The 18,497-nt window shown below is 60.7% G+C and carries 17 protein-coding genes; 7 read left to right on the forward strand and 10 right to left on the reverse strand.

Annotation, left to right across the window (positions count from 1 at the left end):
- Positions 1 to 4: 4 nt before the first annotated feature.
- The 4 genes from lpxK to ACWKWE_RS06235 all read right to left on the reverse strand — a co-directional run bounded on the left by lpxK (position 5) and on the right by ACWKWE_RS06235 (position 4,412).
- A complete protein-coding gene (gene lpxK, locus ACWKWE_RS06220) occupies positions 5 to 1,000 on the reverse strand; it encodes a tetraacyldisaccharide 4'-kinase (RefSeq protein ID WP_483850015.1) in 996 nt (331 codons plus the stop codon).
- The gene (locus tag ACWKWE_RS06225) at positions 1,000 to 1,431 is read right to left on the reverse strand and encodes a biopolymer transporter ExbD (protein ID WP_166596753.1); all 432 of its coding nucleotides are present in this window, start codon (positions 1,429 to 1,431) and stop codon (positions 1,000 to 1,002) included. The genes lpxK and ACWKWE_RS06225 overlap by 1 nt, the downstream gene beginning before the upstream one ends.
- Entirely contained in the window at positions 1,428 to 2,102 is a 675-nt protein-coding gene (locus ACWKWE_RS06230; RefSeq protein ID WP_483850016.1) for a MotA/TolQ/ExbB proton channel family protein, read from the reverse strand. The genes ACWKWE_RS06225 and ACWKWE_RS06230 overlap by 4 nt, the downstream gene beginning before the upstream one ends.
- A gap of 93 nt (positions 2,103 to 2,195) precedes the next feature.
- Positions 2,196 to 4,412: a DNA internalization-related competence protein ComEC/Rec2 gene (locus ACWKWE_RS06235; RefSeq protein WP_483850017.1), complete on the reverse strand. Its 2,217-nt coding sequence runs from the start codon at positions 4,410 to 4,412 to the stop codon at positions 2,196 to 2,198.
- A gap of 155 nt (positions 4,413 to 4,567) precedes the next feature.
- On the opposite strand from ACWKWE_RS06235, the gene ACWKWE_RS06240 reads away from it, so the two are divergent.
- Positions 4,568 to 5,083, forward strand: a complete 516-nt coding sequence (locus ACWKWE_RS06240) for a DUF2062 domain-containing protein (protein WP_483850018.1) — start codon at positions 4,568 to 4,570, stop codon at positions 5,081 to 5,083.
- Between the two features lie 142 nt (positions 5,084 to 5,225).
- On the opposite strand, the gene ACWKWE_RS06245 is transcribed toward ACWKWE_RS06240, so the two are convergent.
- The 3 genes from ACWKWE_RS06245 to ACWKWE_RS06255 form a co-directional block, all read right to left on the reverse strand.
- The gene (locus ACWKWE_RS06245) at positions 5,226 to 6,005 is read right to left on the reverse strand and encodes an ABC transporter permease (protein ID WP_166596749.1); all 780 of its coding nucleotides are present in this window, start codon (positions 6,003 to 6,005) and stop codon (positions 5,226 to 5,228) included.
- A complete protein-coding gene (locus ACWKWE_RS06250) occupies positions 6,002 to 6,934 on the reverse strand; it encodes an ABC transporter ATP-binding protein (RefSeq protein WP_166596748.1) in 933 nt (310 codons plus the stop codon). Before ACWKWE_RS06250 ends, ACWKWE_RS06245 begins: the two co-directional genes overlap by 4 nt.
- Before the next feature lie 199 nt (positions 6,935 to 7,133).
- Positions 7,134 to 7,757, reverse strand: a complete 624-nt coding sequence (locus tag ACWKWE_RS06255) for a glutathione S-transferase family protein (protein ID WP_483850019.1) — start codon at positions 7,755 to 7,757, stop codon at positions 7,134 to 7,136.
- A gap of 296 nt (positions 7,758 to 8,053) precedes the next feature.
- Here ACWKWE_RS06255 and ACWKWE_RS06260 point away from each other — a divergent pair, with 296 nt between their 5' ends.
- The 3 genes from ACWKWE_RS06260 to ACWKWE_RS06270 all read left to right on the forward strand — a co-directional run bounded on the left by ACWKWE_RS06260 (position 8,054) and on the right by ACWKWE_RS06270 (position 11,450).
- Complete coding sequence (locus ACWKWE_RS06260) at positions 8,054 to 10,498, forward strand: acyl-CoA dehydrogenase (RefSeq protein WP_483850020.1); 2,445 nt, start codon at positions 8,054 to 8,056, stop codon at positions 10,496 to 10,498.
- 227 nt (positions 10,499 to 10,725) lie between these two features.
- The gene (locus ACWKWE_RS06265) at positions 10,726 to 10,929 is read left to right on the forward strand and encodes a hypothetical protein (RefSeq protein WP_166596745.1); all 204 of its coding nucleotides are present in this window, start codon (positions 10,726 to 10,728) and stop codon (positions 10,927 to 10,929) included.
- A 110-nt stretch (positions 10,930 to 11,039) separates the two neighbouring features.
- A complete protein-coding gene (locus tag ACWKWE_RS06270) occupies positions 11,040 to 11,450 on the forward strand; it encodes a PA2817 family protein (RefSeq protein WP_166596744.1) in 411 nt (136 codons plus the stop codon).
- A 154-nt stretch (positions 11,451 to 11,604) separates the two neighbouring features.
- Here the strand turns inward: ACWKWE_RS06270 and ACWKWE_RS06275 are convergent, their stop codons facing one another.
- Positions 11,605 to 12,621 (reverse strand): ABC transporter substrate-binding protein, encoded by a 1,017-nt coding sequence (locus ACWKWE_RS06275; RefSeq protein ID WP_483850021.1) that lies wholly within the window; start codon positions 12,619 to 12,621, stop codon positions 11,605 to 11,607.
- A gap of 280 nt (positions 12,622 to 12,901) precedes the next feature.
- On the opposite strand from ACWKWE_RS06275, the gene ACWKWE_RS06280 reads away from it, so the two are divergent.
- Positions 12,902 to 13,990 carry an LLM class flavin-dependent oxidoreductase gene (locus ACWKWE_RS06280; protein WP_483850022.1) on the forward strand — a complete coding sequence of 363 codons (1,089 nt, stop codon included), beginning with the start codon at positions 12,902 to 12,904 and terminating at the stop codon, positions 13,988 to 13,990.
- Positions 13,991 to 14,127: 137 nt separating this feature from the next.
- Here the strand turns inward: ACWKWE_RS06280 and ACWKWE_RS06285 are convergent, their stop codons facing one another.
- Positions 14,128 to 14,928 carry a class II aldolase/adducin family protein gene (locus ACWKWE_RS06285; RefSeq protein WP_166596741.1) on the reverse strand — a complete coding sequence of 267 codons (801 nt, stop codon included), beginning with the start codon at positions 14,926 to 14,928 and terminating at the stop codon, positions 14,128 to 14,130.
- Between the two features lie 124 nt (positions 14,929 to 15,052).
- A complete protein-coding gene (locus ACWKWE_RS06290; protein WP_166596740.1) occupies positions 15,053 to 15,958 on the reverse strand; it encodes a LysR family transcriptional regulator in 906 nt (301 codons plus the stop codon).
- A 190-nt stretch (positions 15,959 to 16,148) separates the two neighbouring features.
- Between ACWKWE_RS06290 and ACWKWE_RS06295 the strand changes: the two genes are divergently transcribed.
- On the forward strand, positions 16,149 to 16,757 hold the full coding sequence (locus ACWKWE_RS06295) for a cysteine dioxygenase family protein (RefSeq protein WP_166596739.1): 609 nt from the start codon (positions 16,149 to 16,151) through the stop codon (positions 16,755 to 16,757).
- Positions 16,754 to 18,334 (forward strand): rhodanese-related sulfurtransferase, encoded by a 1,581-nt coding sequence (locus tag ACWKWE_RS06300; RefSeq protein ID WP_483850023.1) that lies wholly within the window; start codon positions 16,754 to 16,756, stop codon positions 18,332 to 18,334. Before ACWKWE_RS06295 ends, ACWKWE_RS06300 begins: the two co-directional genes overlap by 4 nt.
- The last annotated feature ends 163 nt before the right edge of the window (positions 18,335 to 18,497 follow it).

Below are 18,497 nucleotides of genomic sequence, written 5' to 3' on the forward strand. Positions count from 1 at the left end.
CGAGTCATGGCAAAAGCCGGGTTAACTGCGTATCGAACCAACTGACGAAGGCCGGGGAAGGCACGGCTTCCACGGCCAGGTACCACCAGTCGGGCGCCGCGAAGGAAGCACACTTCACGGCGTCTTTCTCGGTCATGACCAGTGGCAGGGCTGGCGTGAATGCCAAGGTCTCTGCGCTGAACTCGGCATGATCGGCGAATGCATGGGGAACCGGCCGCCAGTGTAGTCCTTCGAGGGTGTTGAAGAAACGTTGCGGGTTGCCGATGCCGGCGACGGCGTGCATGGGCTGACCGGGGGCGAAATGATCGACCGGATGGGCGTCACCGGTCTTGAGGTTGACCAAAGCGGTGGGCTTCAAGGTAAAGGCGTAGCCGTCGTCACGGTCTACAAGCGCACCGTTGTACAGCAGCGCGTCGACGCTTTGCAGCCGCTCGACCGGCTCACGCAACGGGCCCGCAGGCAGGCACCGGCGATTGCCGAGCCCCCGTGCAGCGTCGATCAGTACCAGTTCGAGGCTCCGAGCGAGGCGGTAATGCTGGAGGCCGTCGTCGGACAGAATCAGGTCGAGGGGTTCGTCCGCCAGCAATGCACGCACGGCCTGCGAGCGGTCCGGGTCGATCATCAACGGCACGCCGGTGCGTTTGACGATCAGCAGCGGCTCGTCACCGGCCTGCGTAGCGTCTTGCCCGGCGCGAACCCGCCATGGAAAGCTCGGCGGTTTGGCGCCATAGCCGCGACTGACCACGCCCACGCGCAGCCCGCGCTGGCGACAGTGTTCGATCATCCACAGGATCAGCGGCGTCTTGCCGGTGCCACCCACAGTGATGTTGCCGACGACAATGACAGGCACTGGCGCTGTGTAGATGTCACCCTCGCCTGCCACGAAACGCGCACGCTTGCCGTTGACCACGCGCCGATACAAGGCTTCCAGCGGTCGCAGTAGCGTCAGGGCCGGATGGCCCTTGTACCAGGCGTCGAGCAAGCGGTCGGTCAATGCCATCAGTTAGCCGATGCGGCCTCGACAGTGGTCATGCGCAAATGGGCGAAACCCAGCTTGCCCGCCGCGTCCATGGCCGTGATGACCGCCTGGTGCGGGGTTTTGCCATCGGCGCTGATGGACAACGGCAGGCTGGTGTCGCCACCGGATTCCTTCTGTAATGCGTCGATCAGCGTGTCCAGCTTGCTGTCGGCCAGCAGGGTGTTGTTCACCGAATAGACGCCGTCGGCGTTGATGGTGATGTCCACGTGCTTTTTATCCACATCGTCCGCCGAGGCGCCGGTGACGGCTTGGGGCAGGTCCACGCGTAATTGGGTCTCGCGGGTAAACGTGGTGGTGACCACGAAGAACAGCAACAGGATGAACACCACGTCGATCAGCGACACCAGGTTGATGTCGATGGTCTCCCGGGGTTTGCGGCGACGGAATTTCACTTCTTGCGGCCCTCGCCACGAGCGGCGGCCTTGAGGTCAGGCTTGGCATCGGTCAGGTCAACGTCGCGGTCGCCCTGCACCACTTCCACCAATTTGATGGCTTCCTGTTCCATGCCGACCACCAGTTCGTCCACACGGCTTTGCAGGTAGCGGTGGAAGAAGATCGTCGGAATCGCGACGGTCAGGCCGGACGCAGTGCAGATCAACGCCTTGGCGATACCACCCGCGAGCATGCCCGCGTTTCCGGTCATGCCGGTGCTGGTGAACGAGCTGAAAATGTCGATCATGCCGAGCACGGTGCCCAACAGACCCAGCAGTGGCGCCATGGCGGCGATGGTGCCGAGGGTGGCCAAGTAGCGTTCGAGTTCGTGAATGACCCGAGCGGCGGCCTCCTCGATGCACTCTTTCATGATCTCGCGACCGTGACGGGAGTTGGCCAGGCCTGCGGCGAGGATTTCACCCAGTGGCGAATCGGCGCGCAGCTCCTTGAGCTTTTCGCTGCTCAGCTGTGTGTCCTGGATCCAGCGCCATACCTGACCGAGCAGATGCGGTGGCGTGATGCGGCTGGCGCGCAAGGTCCAAAGACGCTCAATGATAATTCCGACGGCGGCAATGGAACTCAAAATGATCGGTAGCATCATCCAGCCACCAGATTTGACCAGCTCCCACACAGCGACCACCCCCTGAAAAAAAGTGGCGCTACTCTAACATACGGTCGGCACATCGCATCGCTGACTGATCCTGTCCGATGAATAACCGGCTGATCACTCTCGCCAGAAACGTCGGACAGCCCGCTCGAAGTCCACCTCGCCGAAGGTTCCCAATTGCAGCGTCAGAGCACCGCGCTCCGCACTGTCATGGGTGTCGATCTTCAGCCAGCGGTAGCGCGACATCACCAACGGATGAGGATGGCCGAACGCGTTGTTGCGGCCTCGGGAAATCAGCACACCGCGAGGCGAAACCGCCTGCAGAAAGCGTTTCGACGAAGACGTGCGGCTGCCGTGATGAGGCGCTTGCAGCCAGTCGGCGCGAACGTCGAAACCGTGCTCCAGCATGGCGCGCTCGGCAGGGACGTCGATGTCACCGGTCAATAACAGCCGCTCGCCGTTCGCTTCGACGCTCAGGACGCAAGAACCCTGGTTGCCCTCCCCGGCCTGTTCCCAGATCCAGGTGGCGAACGTCACGTTGTCCCACGTCCAGCTCTCGCCGCTCTGACATCGCTCGACAGACAATCCGGGGGGCATGCGTTCGATGTCGCCGCCAAGCACTCTCGACACTGGCATGGCTTGATGGATGGCGGGCGCCCCACCCGCGTGATCGGCGTCGGCGTGGCTGAGGAGCATCAGGTCCAACTCGGTGATCCCGGCACGTCGAATGGCCGGAAGGACCACACGCTGACCGATGTCGAACTCGCCAAACCGTGGCCCGGCGTCATACAGCAGCGCATGGTTTTGCGTGCGCAGCAGGATCGCCAGGCCTTGCCCGACGTCCAGTTGCGTCACTTCGACTTCGCCCAGCGGGACGCTTTTCTGCGGTGCGAACACGCACAGCAGCAACATCGGCCAACCCAGCGGGCGCAACGGCACGCCATTGGGCAGCAACAGCAGCAACGCGCCCAACAGACTGAAGGGCCAGACCCAGATCGGCACGGCAGGACCGGTCCAAGCGGGTATGAGGTCGGCCATCGGGCTGAGCACCCGGAAGAGCCCCTCCATCGCGCCGCCCGCCAGCCAGAGCAAGCGCTCGCCAATCGGCGGAATCACCAGCAGAAACGTGCCGAACAGTGCCAAGGGCAGGATCAAAACACTGACCCACGGGACCGCGACCAGATTGACCAGCGGCCCGCTCAGGCTGACCGGCAGGTTCAGCGCCAGCAGCACCGGCAGCAGACCGAGCGCGATCAGCCACTGGGCGCGAGACCAACTGCGCAGCCAGTGCCAGGCGCCGAGGCGTCCACCGAAGATCAGGAGGAGAATGCCGACCGCCGTGAACGACAGCCAGAAACCGGGGCGCAGACTGATCAGCGGCTCGGCGATCAACACGCCGTTGAGCGCGATCAGCATTGGCCAGACCACGCCGAGATGCCGAAACCGCAGGCGCCACAGCAGGACGAGTCCGAGCATGATGCAGGCCCGCTGCACCGGCACATCGAACCCGGCGAGAAAGCCGTAAATCAACGCACCACTCAAAGCGAGCGCGCAGGCTGAGGGCAACCAAGGGATGAACCGTGGCCACAGCCCCCAACGTGCAAGGCCCGCCACCAGACCGTAAAGCAATCCCGCCAGAAGCCCGATGTGAGTACCCGAGATCACCAGCAGGTGCACGGTGCCTGTGTCTTGCAGCACCTGCCACTGTGCCGCGCTGAGGCCCGAATCGTCCCCCAACACCAGCGCCGCGAGACCGCCCTCATGCCCTTGGGCATCGACTGCCATCAGACGCTGACGAATGCGATCCCGCCAGGGCTCTGCCGTGGCCGCGATCAACTCGCCGTCAACCACCGTGCCCGTCGCCCCGATACGCTGGGCCAACAGCCAGGCCTCGTAATCGAAGGCGCCAGGGTTGGCCAGACCGCCGGGACGTTTGAGTTTGACGGCCAACCGCCAGCGCTCGCCGCTGCGCACTTCGGCACCGCCGTACCAGGCGACGCGCATGCGATCCGGCAATCGAGTGCGCCGTGAAACAGGGTCTTCGAGCTGAAAACGCACCACGCCGTCGGCGCTCTGAGGCAAACCGACAACAGTGCCTTCGAGCCACAACGTCTGGCCGTCGAGCCGCTCGGGCAATCGATCGTCCAAGGCGGATTGCGCGGAAACGCTGGCCCACGTCAGTCCAAACAGAAAAAAAGCCAACGGGTAGGTGCGAAACGGCAACAGCATCAGCGCGAACACCGGCATCGCCAGCATCAACCAGACCGGCGGTAATGCCGGTAAAAAACGCAGGACCAACAGTCCCAGTGCAAGCGCCACCATCCCTGTGCGCATGAGGCTTTCCCCTGTCGACCGATGAAATTCACCTTCATGACTTAGCGCACAGGGGGAAGCGCGCTTTTATTAATTGTCACAATGTCTGAATTTCCATGCGTCACTATCCATGCATACTGGCCCGAATTTCTCGGCCAAGCCCCCGGATTTCCTGTATGCCACGCCACCTGATCAAGCGGTACATGCCCGATCCGAACAGCATCCGGGAACATAAATCCTTACGCTTTCTCGGCACCCTCCTTCATGACCCCAACCTCTGGCACCTCAATCGGCATTCCGTGGCGAGGGCGATGGGGATTGGTTTGTTTGCGGCGTTGATGCCGATGCCGTTGCAGATGCTGTTGGCGGCGTTTTTGGCAATCTGGCTACGCGCGAACATGCCGATTGCGGTGAGCCTGTGCTGGCTGACCAACCCGCTGACGATGCCGCTGGTGTTCTATGTCACCTACAAGATCGGCGCTCTGTTGCTGGGGCTGCCGCCGAGGCACTTTCCGGACGAGATGAGCTGGGACTGGATCAGCGGGCAGCTCACGACGCTGTGGCAACCGTTTCTGTTGGGATCGCTCGTGGCGGGCGTGGTGCTGGGGCTGGTGGGGTATTTCGGGACGATGGGGTATTGGCGGTGGTGGGTGGGACGGCAGTGGAAGCGGCGCGGGGCCAGGCGCGGATAATGCGGGCGGCGCAGAATCTGTGGGAGCGAATTCATTCGCGAAAGGGCGATACATTCAATACATCCGTGTCGAATGTACCGCCGCATCGCGAATGAATTCGCTCCCACAGGTAAGCCCGCTGGCAGGCAGAGCTGCCGAAGGGTTACTGCCGCATACCGCGCCCGCTCACCAGCAGGCGTGCGCAGCCGAGGTACAGGACGATGGTCGCCACGACCATGAACGCCAGCGCAACGCTGATCTTGATGTCCGATACACCGAGAATCCCGAAGCGGAAGGCGTTAACCATGTGCAGCACAGGGTTGGCGAGCGACACGGTCTGCCAGAACGGCGGCAGCAGATTGATCGAATAGAACACTCCGCCCAGATAGGTCAGCGGCGTCAGCACGAACGTCGGGATGATCGAGATGTCATCGAAGTTGCGCGCAAACACCGCGTTGATGAAGCCCAACAACGAGAAGATCGTCGCCGTCAGCACCACCACAATGATGGTCACGCCCAGGTGATGCACCTGCAGGTCGGTGAAGAACATCGAGAGGATCGTGACGATCACGCCCACCATCAACCCGCGCAACATACCGCCGAGGGTGTAACCGATCAGAATGGTGTGCGGCGAGACCGGCGACACCATCAGCTCTTCCACCGAGCGCTGGAATTTCGCGCCGAAGAAGCTCGACACCACGTTGCCGTAGGAGTTGGTGATCACCGACATCATGATCAGGCCCGGCACGATATATTGCATGTAGGTGAAGCCGCCCATGTCACCGATCTGTCGACCAATCAAATTGCCGAAGATCACGAAGTACAGAACCATGGTGATCGCTGGCGGCAGCAGGGTTTGCGGCCAGATCCGCATGAAACGGCGGACCTCGCGGTACACGATGGTGTTCATGGCGATCAGGTTGGGGCGCAGCTCTGAACTCATACCGCCACCTTCGACAGATTTTTCTCGACCAGGCCCACGAACAGCTCCTCAAGGCGGTTGGTTTTATTGCGCAGGCTCAGCACCTGAACGTTTTGCAGCGCCAGTTGACCGAACAGCGCAGTGATGCCGACGGTTTTATCCACCTGCACTTCCAGCGTGCGTTCATCCACCAGCCGCGACGGATAGCCCGCCAGCTGCGGTGCTACGGCCATCGGGTCTTTGAGGTCCAGCAGGAACGTCTCGGCATGCAACGTATTGAGCAGGGTTTTCATCCCGGTGTTTTCGATGATGGTGCCGTGATCGATGATGCCGATGTTGCGGCACAGCTGCTCAGCCTCTTCCAGGTAGTGCGTGGTGAGGATGATGGTGATGCCCTTCTCGTTCAGTTCGGTGAGAAAGGTCCACATCGAACGGCGCAGCTCGATGTCCACGCCCGCGGTCGGCTCGTCGAGAATCAGCAGGCGCGGTTCGTGAATCAGCGCGCGGGCGATCATCAGGCGACGCTTCATGCCGCCGGACAATGAACGCGACGGCACGTTGCGCTTGTCCCACAGCCCTAATTGGGTCAGGTACTGCTCGGCGCGTTCCTTGGCGATCTTCGGCGGAATCCCGTAGTAACCCGCCTGGGTTACGACGATGTCGAAAGTCTTCTCGAACTGGTTGAAGTTGAATTCCTGAGGCACCACGCCGATCGAGCGCTTGAGCTGCGCTGGATTGCGATCCAGGTCGTGGCCGAAGATGTTCACCGTGCCCGTGGTCTTGTTGACCAGGGTCGAGATGATTCCGATGGTGGTGGATTTGCCGGCACCGTTAGGGCCGAGCAATGCGAAGAAATCACCCTCGGCGACGTCCAGATCGATACCCTTGAGGGCCTGGAAACCGTTGCCGTAGGTCTTGGTTAGCTGCCGGATGGACAGAGCTGAACTCATGACTGAAAACACACCAATAAAAGGAAAGAAAAGGAATAAGCGATGACAAAAGCCTGGCTGTTGGATCGTTCCGGGCCGCTGATACTGGGTCGCCGAAACAATCCGTTGCAAAGTGGAACGAGCGTCAATGTTGCTTGCCCACGCCGCGCAAGTACAGCGAGATCTATTGATAGTCGTTATTAATCTAACGCGGTAACGCTCACGTCAGCGCTGTCATCACAGCCTTACGGAACGCGGGGCGCTGCTGCAAACGCTCGTACCAGGCTTTGAGGTGAGGCAGCTCTGCGCGTTCAATCGGCATTTCGAACCAGGCATAAATAAAGCTGCCCAGCGGAATGTCGCCCATACCAAACGCGTCGCCCGACAGCCAGGGTTGGCGAGCGAGGGTTTCATCGACAATGCGCAGCAGGCCTTCGACGGTGCCTTTCGCAAGGTTGATCTGCGTCCAGTCCTGTTGATCGGCGGGCGTGCGCAATACACCCCAGAACACGGTGCGGAATGGTCCGGCGAACGTCGACGTGGTCCAGTCCATCCATTTGTCCGCCTGGGCGCGAGCCTTGGGATCGCTGGGGTGCAGCGCTGAATCCGGGGCGTATTGCGCAGTCAGGTAACGAACGATGGCGTTGGATTCCCACAGCACAAAGTCACCGTCTTCGATCATGGGCACCACGCCGTTGGGGTTCTTCGCCAGGTAGTCCGGCTGATCATTGAGGCCGAACGCGCCGCCCGCACTGATCGCCTCGTACGCCAGCCCCAGTTCTTCCGCGGCCCACAGGGCTTTGCGGACGTTGGACGAATTCTTCCGGCCCCAGATTTTCAGCATGATTGTTGTTCTCCTGAGTGCTAAGTGGGTGACGTTAGTGGCATATGCCTGCGGGCCGCCAGTCTAAACCATCGGGCGGGGCGGGACGTTGATTTGGCTTTACCCCACGGTACAGAGTCCGAAATCCAGACCAGGGAAATGGCCCCGCCAAGGGGGTATTCGAGCCACACCCTCACGCGCATCGGCCATGGCTCGAACTCCCCCGACGGCGCGGGGTCACTATCGATGCGCGGGCCAGAGCGGCTGCCCGCGATGTCGATGGCGCCCGATTGCGCCGTCATTTCGGAGGGATTCTTATGCTGTTGTTGTGGATCGTGGTGCTGGTGATCGGCGTGGCCTGGCTGGCCCATCGGCGTGTCGCCCCCTTCCCCGCCCTGGGCATCGTGGCGATTTATCTGCTGGTGATGGGCTCGTTCAGTCATGCCCACGGCTGGATGATCATTCCATGGCTGCTGTGGCTGGCCGTTGCAGTGCCCTTGGCCCTGCCTGACCTGCGCCGCCAATACTTCAGCGCGCCGATGTTCGCCTGGTTTCAGAAAGTGCTGCCACCGATGTCAGAAACCGAACGCGATGCCATCGACGCGGGCACAGTCTGGTGGGACGGCGAATTGTTCAGCGGCCGTCCCAATTGGGACACGCTGCTGGCTTACCCGAAAAGCCAGCTGACCGAAGAAGAGCAGGCGTTCATCGACGGTCCCACCAACGAACTCTGCGCCATGGTCACTGACTGGGAAATCGGTCAGGCGATGGACCTGCCACCTGAAGCCTGGGCCCACATCAAAGAACACGGCTTCTTTGCGCTGATCATCCCCAAGGAATACGGCGGCAAAGGCTTCTCGGCGTACGCCCACTCACAAGTCGCGATGAAACTGGCGACCCGCAGCGGCGACCTGGCGTCCACCGTCATGGTCCCCAACTCCCTCGGCCCGGCCGAACTGCTGTTGCATTACGGCACCGACGAACAACGTAACCATTACCTGCCGCGTCTGGCCCGGGGCGATGACATCCCTTGCTTTGCGCTGACCGGCCCGTTGGCGGGTTCCGACGCGGGTGCGATGCCCGACACCGGCATTATCTGCAAGGGCCAGTGGCAGGGCGAAGAAGTCATTGGCCTGCGCCTGAACTGGGAAAAACGCTACATCACCCTCGGCCCCGTCGCGACCTTGCTCGGCTTGGCGTTCAAGGCGTTCGACCCTGAACACCTGCTCGGCGAAGAAGAGGATCTGGGCATCAGCCTGGCGTTGATCCCCACCGACACTCCGGGCGTGGAAATCGGTCGTCGCCACTTGCCGCTGGGCGCTGCCTTCATGAACGGCCCCAATTCAGGCAAGGACGTGTTCATCCCGCTTGAATACCTCATTGGCGGTCAAGACATGCTCGGCAAAGGCTGGATGATGCTGATGAATTGCCTGTCTGTGGGCCGTTCGATTTCCCTGCCTGCGGTCGGCACCGGTGCCGCGAAATACACCAGCCTGGTCACCGGCCAATACACGCAGATCCGCGAGCAGTTCAACGTGCCCCTCGCCGCTTTTGAGGGTATTCAGGAAGCCCTGGCGCGCATCGGCGGCAACGCATGGCTGATGGACAGCGCGCGGATGCTGACGGCCAACGCCGTGGACTTGGGTGAGAAACCGTCGGTGTTGTCGGCGATCCTCAAATACCACCTGACCGAACGGGGTCGCGAGTGCATTACCCACGCCATGGACGTGCACGGCGGCAAGGGCATCATCATGGGCCCGAACAATTACCTGGGCCGGTCGTGGCAAGGCGCGCCGATCTTCATCACCGTGGAGGGCGCGAACATTCTGTCACGCAACCTGATGATCTTCGGCCAGGGCGCCATTCGTTGCCATCCGTTCGTGTTGAAGGAAATGGCCCTCGCCGGATGTGAGGATCATGATCAAGCGGTGAAGGAGTTCGACGGCCTGTTGATGCAACACATCGGCTTCGCCGTGCGCAACGCGGCCAGCACGCTGGTGCTTAATCTGGGTGTCGGCCATTTCGAAAGCATGCCGGGCGATCGCTTGAGTCAGGGCTATTTCCGCGCCCTCAATCGCCAGGCGGCTGCATTCGCGATGTTGGCCGACCTGAGCATGATGCTGCTGGGCGGCGAACTGAAACGCCGGGAGCGGCTGTCGGCGCGACTCGGCGACGTGCTCAGCCACATGTACTTGGCTTCGGCGGCCCTCAAGCGCTACCACGATCTGGATTACCCGGAAGCGCTGGCGCCCCTGTTTCGCTGGTCGATGGAAGAGGCGTTGGGCGAATCGGAGCGTGCGCTGGACGAACTGCTGAGCAACTTCCCGAACCGGATTCTGGGCGCATTGTTGCGCGTGATCGTGTTCCCGTTCGGGCGCCGTCATAAAGGCCCATCGGACGTGCTGGATGCGGAAGTCGCAGAGATTATCGGGCGCGCCAAAGGCGATCCGGCGCTGGAATCGGTGCTCGCCGGTTGTTATCGCCCGACTTCGGAGAGTGATCCAGTGGGGGCGCTGCAACATGCGGCGGACCTGCTGACTGGCGCGAAATCGCTGCATGGCAAACTGCATCACGGCCTCAAGAGCGGGCAGGTGACACCGGCGGGCGGTGAGCATGCGATCGATGCGGCACTGAACGCGGGCGTGTTGCAACCGGCAGAAGCCGAGAAGTTGCGGGCGGCGGAAGCGGCGCGCAGAAAGGTCATTGATGTGGATGATTTTGATAAGGAAGAACTGAAGGCTTCCGAAGGAAAAATCCGCTAACCCCGGATGAGCCCTCCCCTGTAGGAGTGAGCTTGCTCGCGATGCTGTTTGTAAGGCTCCATTAGTGGAGCTGACCCACCGTCATCGCGAGCAAGCTCACTCCTACAGCTCATCCTTAGCAGGCAGGCCCCATTCCAAATCATCTAATCCACCGCTCTAGCCTGCATATCTTCAATCCCTGTCCTACACTCCCCGGTAACAACAAGAAAACACCAAGGGGACGCATCATGATCGACCATCGCATGACTCATCGCTGCCTGCTTGCTGAAATCGCCTCGGGGGAGGACCTTCACAGCGGCAAACCCACCCAGACCCTGCAAACCCTTCTGCTCATCGGCTTCGTCACGCGCCAACCCAGCCCTGATCACACCTACGCCCATCTGGCCTTGACCGAGGCCGGGCATCGCTATCTCGCCGGTTTATGGCATTGAGGTAACCCCACCTTTACGCGTCGACCACTGACCACCAGTCCTCCGGGGTATCGGTCACGGGTTCGGGGAACTATACTCCCGCGCCTGTTTTTGTCTCTGAGGACTTCATCATGGCCGACGCCAATCTCGACCGCACTCTCAACCTGCTGACGCACCTGCGCGGCATTCTGGTCGCGCTCGGTGAAGCCGAACAAGTGCCCGAAGAAAGTCATGCACTGTTCATCGAACGCTATGACGAATTGCTCGGCCTGCTGCCGGTTGAGCCGATCGAAAGCCAATACCTGGGCCAAGACCTGCTGTGCCAGGTGATCCAGCGCTACCCGCAAATCGCCCATCTGGTGCCTCGCGACCTGCTCTGGTACTTCGGCGGCGACTGCCTGCACTTCATGCCCGACGACGAAATCGACCTGTACACCGCGCTGGAAGAACGCCGTTTCGAGGCCGAGGAGAACGAAGAACCGTTCGACTGGGATCAGGAAAAGCAACTGCTGGCGATGGGGCAGGAAGGGTCGCGGCACTGATCTGAGTGTTGGGTCGGCGCTGCTCTTTCAGGAAACGCCGATCTTTACTGTGAGCGAATTCATTCGCGAGAGGCCGGTACATCCGATGGAAATGCATCGTCTGGAAAACCGATTCGCAAATGAATTCGCTCCTACAGAGCTGAGCATCGAACACCTATTTCAGCAAGACGCCATGGGCATTCGGAAACACCTCCCGGTCCACCAGCCCTGACACTTGCACCGCCTGCGGAAAGATCTTCTTCGCAACGAACAGATCATCGACGCCCTGCAGGGCCGTCACATCCGACGCCTCCACCGGCTGCAACGACTCGACGCCCCAACTCTGCAAACGCTGCGACACCGGCAACGGCACATTGTTGGCGGTCGAGAACACCTGCGCATACTGCTCAGGATTCGCCTTGGCCCATTCGAACGCCTTGGCCAGTCGCTGGAGCACGTCATTGAGGGCCTGGCGCTTCACCTTGTCCGCCAGCGCCTTATCCGACGCGGTGATAAACGTCAGTCCGGTGTTGATACCCTCCCCGCTCAGCAACAGCCGCGCACCGTTTTCTTCCGCGAAGGCCTGATAGATGCCGAACGTCGCCCACGCGTCGATCTTGCCCGCATGAAAGGCCGACAACGCGTCGGTGGGCATCACGAACCCGACGTTCACGTCCGATTCCTTGACCCCGGCGTTTTCAAGCGCACGAATCAGCAAGTATTGAGAAATGCTGCCCCGCGCCGATGAAATCGACACGTTGCGACCTTTCAGGTCGGCCACGGTTTTAATGTCCGAATCCGGCGGAACCAGAATCCCGATGCTACGCGATTGGCCTCGACGCACGGCGACGATGCGCAGTGGCGTACCCCCTGTTGCGGCGGCCAGCACGGGCGTGTCGCCAGCGGGTGCGAGGTCCACGGCCCCGGCGCGCAAGGCTTCGAACAGCGGCGCGGCGCCCTGGAAGTTGGCCCATTCCACTTGATACGGAACGCCGTCGAACGCCTTCGACGCCTCGACCACCGTGCGCAGCCCCTTGGCCTGATCCCCCAGAATCAGTTTGACCTTCGACCAATCCACCGCATCCGACACCGCCGCCGGTTTGTTTCCTCCGTCACCACATCCCGCCAGCACGGCACACGACAACAATAACGCGAGCCCTCGACGGCCCAGACTCCAGCGGTTAAACCCCATTGAACGACATCCTTGCACGGCAGCTTCAAAAGAAAGCGGACCCAATAAGTCCGCCCGATAAGGATCATCGTAAGCGCATAAAAAACCGGGGTGAAATGTCGATTGGAAATAAGCTAATGCTCAGCTTTTTTGATTTTTATAAAATGAGTGATGCATTATTTTTATAATTAGCTTAGCGCCAAATCGAATTTCACAGGGCCCTCGGCTCCCCCTATGTTGCTGACTGGCCTCGCGCGATTGCACGCGCGCCCGTCTTTTCTACAAGGATAAGGAATCGCCCATGAGCGTCGAATTCATCGGTTACATCGCCACCCAGCCGTTCTCGGAAATTCACCCACGCAGCGGTCAGACCGTTCAGCCGGAGTACGTCGAAAAAGTCGCGCGCGCCCATGAAGACGCCGGGTTTGACCGAGCGCTCGTGGCCTATCACTCCAACAGCCCGGACAGCGCGTTCATTGCGTCCTACGCCGCCAGCGTGACCACGAAACTGAAATTTCTCATCGCCCACCGGCCAGGCTTCATCTCCCCCACCGTGGCAGCCCGACAATTCGCGACGCTGGACGTGTTCAACGGTGGCCGCACGGCGGTGCACATCATCACCGGTGGCGACGACAAGGAGCTGCGCGCCGATGGCAGCTTCATTGGCAAGGATGAGCGTTACGCCCGCACTGACGAATATTTGAGTGTCGTGCGTCAGGAGTGGACAGCGGAAAAGCCCTTCGACCATCACGGTACGTATTACCAGTTCGAGGGGGCGCATTCGCTGGTCAAGTCGCCACAACAGCCACACATCCCGCTGTATTTCGGCGGCGCATCCCAGGCGGCGATCAAAGTCGCGGGCAAGCACGCCGACGTGTACGCGCTGTGGGGCGAAACCTATGAGCAGGTCAGGGATATCGTCAGACAGGTCCGGGTCGAGGCGGCGAAGCACGGGCGGACGGTGCGTTTCAGCCTCTCGCTGAGGCCGATTCTGGCCGAGACCGAGGAAAAGGCCTGGGCACGTGCGGACAGCATTCTGGAACGCGCAAAAGCGCAGGCTCAGGCGGCAGGGATTCAGCGCCGCGAACCGGCGAACGAAGGCTCGAAGCGCTTGTTGGCGGCGGCTGCGCAAGGGGCGCGATTGGACAAACGCCTGTGGACCGGGATTGCCGGGCTGCTGGGCGCCAAGGGCAACTCGACCTCGCTGGTGGGCACGGCCGAACAGGTCGCTGAGGCGCTGCTCGATTATTACGACCTGGGGATTACCACCTTCCTGATTCGCGGGTTTGATCCGCTGGAAGACGCGATTGATTACGGCAAGAAGCTCATCCCGCTGACCCGGGAGTTGGTGGCCAAGCGGGAGCAGGAGAAGCAGGAAAAGGTGGCGTAGGTTCCACATCGCATACCCCTCTGTGGGAGCGAATTCATTCGCGAGGGGGTTGTACATTCGGCACATATCCATCGGCCGTACGACCTTTTCGCGAATGAATTCGCTCCCACAGGAGGACCCTTTGCGCTGAACCCTTCTTATTCCTTATAGGCCGTCCCGTGCCGATCCAGCTCGCGGATCAACGCATTCCAATGCCGGGCCACGCCGGGCCCGTTCCCGTCCTGGAATACCCTGGCCTGCTCCTCGACCTTCTTCACCACCTCTTCTGGCGGAAAAATCAGCTCGGCGTTGCCCGCAGCCTGCGCCGCCATCTGAATATTGCAGGCGTATTCCAGATTGTGCAGTTGCTTGAACGCGTGCTCGACGCTGATACCCGCCGTGAGCAAGCCGTGATTTCTCAGGATCATCACGCTCTTGTCGCCCAGATCCGCCACCAGCCGCTCACGCTCGCCCAGGTCCTGAGCGATGCCCTCGTAGCCGTGATAGGCCACACGCCCGGAGAACGACAAGGCATGCTGAGAGATCAGCAACAAGCCATTTTTTTGCGCTGATACCGCAATGCCGTCACGGGTGTGGGTATGCAACACCGCTTGCAGGTCCGGGCGCGCGGCGTGAATGGCGCTGTGGATCACGTAGCCTGCGTGGTTGATGCCGAGGCCTGTTGGGTCATCGACAATGGTGCCGTCGATGTCGACTTTTACCAGATTCGACGCGGTGATTTCGTCGAACAGCAAGCCGAAGGGATTGATCAGAAAGTGCTCGTCAGGCCCTGGCACCCGTGCTGAGAAATGCGTGTAGATGTGATCGGTCCAGCGCTTGAGCGCCGCGATGCGATAGGCCGCTGCGAGTTTGACCCGCACCTCCCACTCTTCGGGACTGACCCGATCCCGTACGCTGCTGGCGTTGGCTGGAACGGGCAAAGAACTGACATTGCTCATGCATGACTCCCTGTGGGTCTTGAATAGACGTATCAAGGGAGCCTAAGCGCGTTGGAAAATGTTTAAAAAGCACATTTTCTTCTAAGCTAATTATCAAGTTTTTTTATTTCTTATCGTGAAGAGGTCAGGCCGCTTCACGCGCCTCCTTCAAGGCTTCGGCCACCAGACTTCCGAACGAGGCCACCGGTGCCTGTAGATTCCCGAGGAAGCGCGGGTACATCAACCACAGGTCCATCACCGGTTTGAAGTCCTTGAGCGGCACGACCGCCAATTGATCGTGATGGGCGCTGCGTTCGAACAAAGGACGCGGCACGAGCCCCAATCCCATTCCATCGGCCACCAGCCCCAATTGCAGCTCAGTGCCGAACGTCTCCAGATTGACCTTGAGACCCAACCCCTGATCGGCCAGCGTGCGCTGCAACCCCGCACGAAAACCGCAACCGTCCGGATTGAGCACAAAGCCTTGGTCATAACATTCGGCCAGTTTGATCGGCTTTTTCGGCTGACGCTCCCTGGCGCAGACCACCACCAGCTCCATCTTGCCGATGGATTCGCCGATGATGCCTTCCGGGAAAATCTTGCCGGCCGGGAACAGCGCGGCGGCGGCATCCAGCTCACCGTTTTCGATCTTGCCGATCAGATGGCTGCCCCAACCGGTGACGACCTGGGCGCGCAAGTCGGGAAACTGTCCGCGCAAGTGTTTGAGGGCATCGAGCAGGACGACATCGCCAATGGTCTGCGGCACACCCAGCCGCAACAGGCCGCTGGGCGGGGTGTCGCTGGCGACGAGTTCACGCAACGAATCCATTTCCCGCAGGATCGCCAGGCATTTCTGATACACCTGCAAACCCATGGCCGTCGGCTTGAGTGGCTTGGTGTTACGGTCAAACAGCTCGACCCCCAGCGCCTGCTCGAAATTCTGCACCCGGCGCGTGATCGCGGGTTGCGTCAGGTCCAGCGACTCAGCTGCGTGGCTGATCGACTGGCAGCGAATCACCGCCACGAAGGCGTCGATATCATCAATTTTCATTCGGTTCGCACATGAAAAAAAGGGACAAGATAGGCAAAAAGCATAATTCCAAACGCAACACATGGATAGCCCGACAACCTGCCCGGGGGTTATCAAATGCTTTTTCGTTATAACCTAATCATCAATAAATAGCATATTACACCGCAGCATTATGCTTATATTGGCTGACCAAATCTGTTCTGGAGCGCACATGACTCAACCCCGACACCCCGAACGCCTGCGGGAATTCATTGGCGCTCTGGCCGAACTGATCGACAGCAATCCCCGCGAGGGCGATCTGCTGCATCGTGGCGGAAAACTGCTGGGCCAACTCGTGCGCCACGACGACTGGTTGCCGGACGAATACGCGATTCCCGATCCGACCCGCTACCAACAGTTTTTGCTGCACGCCGACTCACGCCAGCGCTTTTCCATCGTCAGTTTTGTCTGGGGACCGGGTCAGACCACGCCCATTCACGACCATCGTGTCTGGGGCCTGATCGGCATGTTGCGCGGCGCAGAGTTCTCACAAGGGTTCGCCCGCAGCGCCGAAGGCCGACTGGAACAGGAAGGCCCGGCCATTCGCCTTGAACCCGGCCACGTCGAAGCGCTGTCTCCGCGCAGCAATGACATTCATCAGGTCAGTAACGCCTTCGACGATCAAGTGTCGATCAGCATTCACGTGTACGGCGCCAACATCGGCGCGGTGAAGCGTGCCGTCTATCAACCGGACGGCAGCGAAAAACTGTTCATTTCCGGCTATTCGAATGCCTATCTCCCGAACATCTGGGACCTGTCCAAAGAGAACCACGCCCAATGACTCAAAACACCCGATCATTTGCCGACATTCGCAACGCACTGCTGAATAAGGAAGAAGTCGCTCTGGTGGACGTGCGCGAAGAAGCGCCTTTTGCCGAAGCTCACCCCCTGTTTGCGGCGAACATCCCGCTGTCGAAACTGGAGCTGGAGGTGCTGTCGCGCATCCCGCGCCGCGACACCGCAATCACCCTGTATGACAACGGCGAGGGCCTGGTTCAGCCTGCCCTCACCCGGCTGTGGGATCTTGGCTACACCGACGTAAGGCTGCTCGAAGGTGGTTTGCAAGGCTGGCGCGACGCGGGCGGCGAACTGTTCATCGACGTTAACGTGCCGAGCAAAGCGTTTGGCGAACTGGTCGAGCACCATCGTCATACGCCGTCGCTCGCCGCCGAGGAAGTGAAAGCCCTGCTCGACAGCAAAGCCGACGTGGTGGTGCTCGATGCCCGCCGCTATGACGAATACCAGACCATGAGCATTCCCACCGGCGTCAGCGTTCCGGGTGCCGAGCTGGTGTTGCGCGCCCGCGAACTGGCGCCGGACCCGAAGACCCGCATCATCGTGAACTGCGCCGGGCGCACGCGCAGCATCATCGGCACGCAATCGCTGGTGAATGCAGGCTTGCCAAACCCGGTTTCAGCCCTGCGCAACGGCACTATCGGCTGGTTACTGGCGGGGCAAACTCTGGATCACGGTCAGTCGCGCCGCTTTGCCGAGGTCAGTGACAACACGCTGTCCGCCGCTCGCGAGGATGCCCGCAAAGTGGCCGACAAAGCGGGTGTGAAGCGCGGCAAACGCTCTGACCTGAACGCCTGGCAAACCGAAGCAGCTCGCACAACGTACCTGTTCGACGTGCGCACCCCAGAAGAATACGAGGCCGGGCACTTGCCGGGCGCACGCTCGACGCCGGGTGGCCAGTTGGTGCAGGAAACCGATCATTACGCCAGCGTGCGGGGCGCAAGGATCGTGCTGGTCGACGACGACGGCGTCAGGGCCAACATGTCGGCGTCGTGGCTGGCTCAGCTGGGTTGGGAAGTGTTCGTGCTCGACGATCTGCGCCCTCAGGACTTCAGCGAGAAAGGCCCTTGGAACGCGCCGATCCCGACGCCGTGGCAGGTCGAGGAGATCAGCCCCGACACCCTGCGCCAATGGCAGGCACACGGCAGCGTCGCCGTGCTGGATTTCACCGCCAGCGCCAATTACGTGAAGCAGCACATTCCGGGCGCTTGGTGGACCTTGCGCGCCGACCTGTCCAATGCCCTGCGCAAAATCCCTGCGGCCGAGCAATACGTGCTGACCTGTGGCAGCAGCAAGCTGGCGCGCCTGGCCGTGCCGGAAGTCGAAGCGCTGACCGGCAAGCCCGTGTTCCTGCTCAAGGACGGCACGGCCAGCTGGGTGAAGGCCGGCTTCGAGCTGGAGAGCGGTGAAACCCACCTCGCCTCCCCCCGCATCGACCGCTATCGCCGCCCCTATGAAGGCACCGACGCGCCGCGTGAAGCGATGCAAGCCTATCTGGATTGGGAATTCGGACTGGTGGAGCAGTTGGGTCGGGATGGGACGCATGGGTTTAATGTGATTTAAACCGAGCTTCCCGATTTAAGACGCCTTGACGATCGTACCCACGCAGTGCGTGGGTACGATCATGAGGCCGTATGTCCTTCAAGCCACTAAATGCAATAAATTAATATTAAAAACCACCAAAATTAACCAGATACATAATTAGCATATAACCAAAAAATACTTC

The sequence above is a fragment of the Pseudomonas salicis genome, assembly GCF_057128705.1.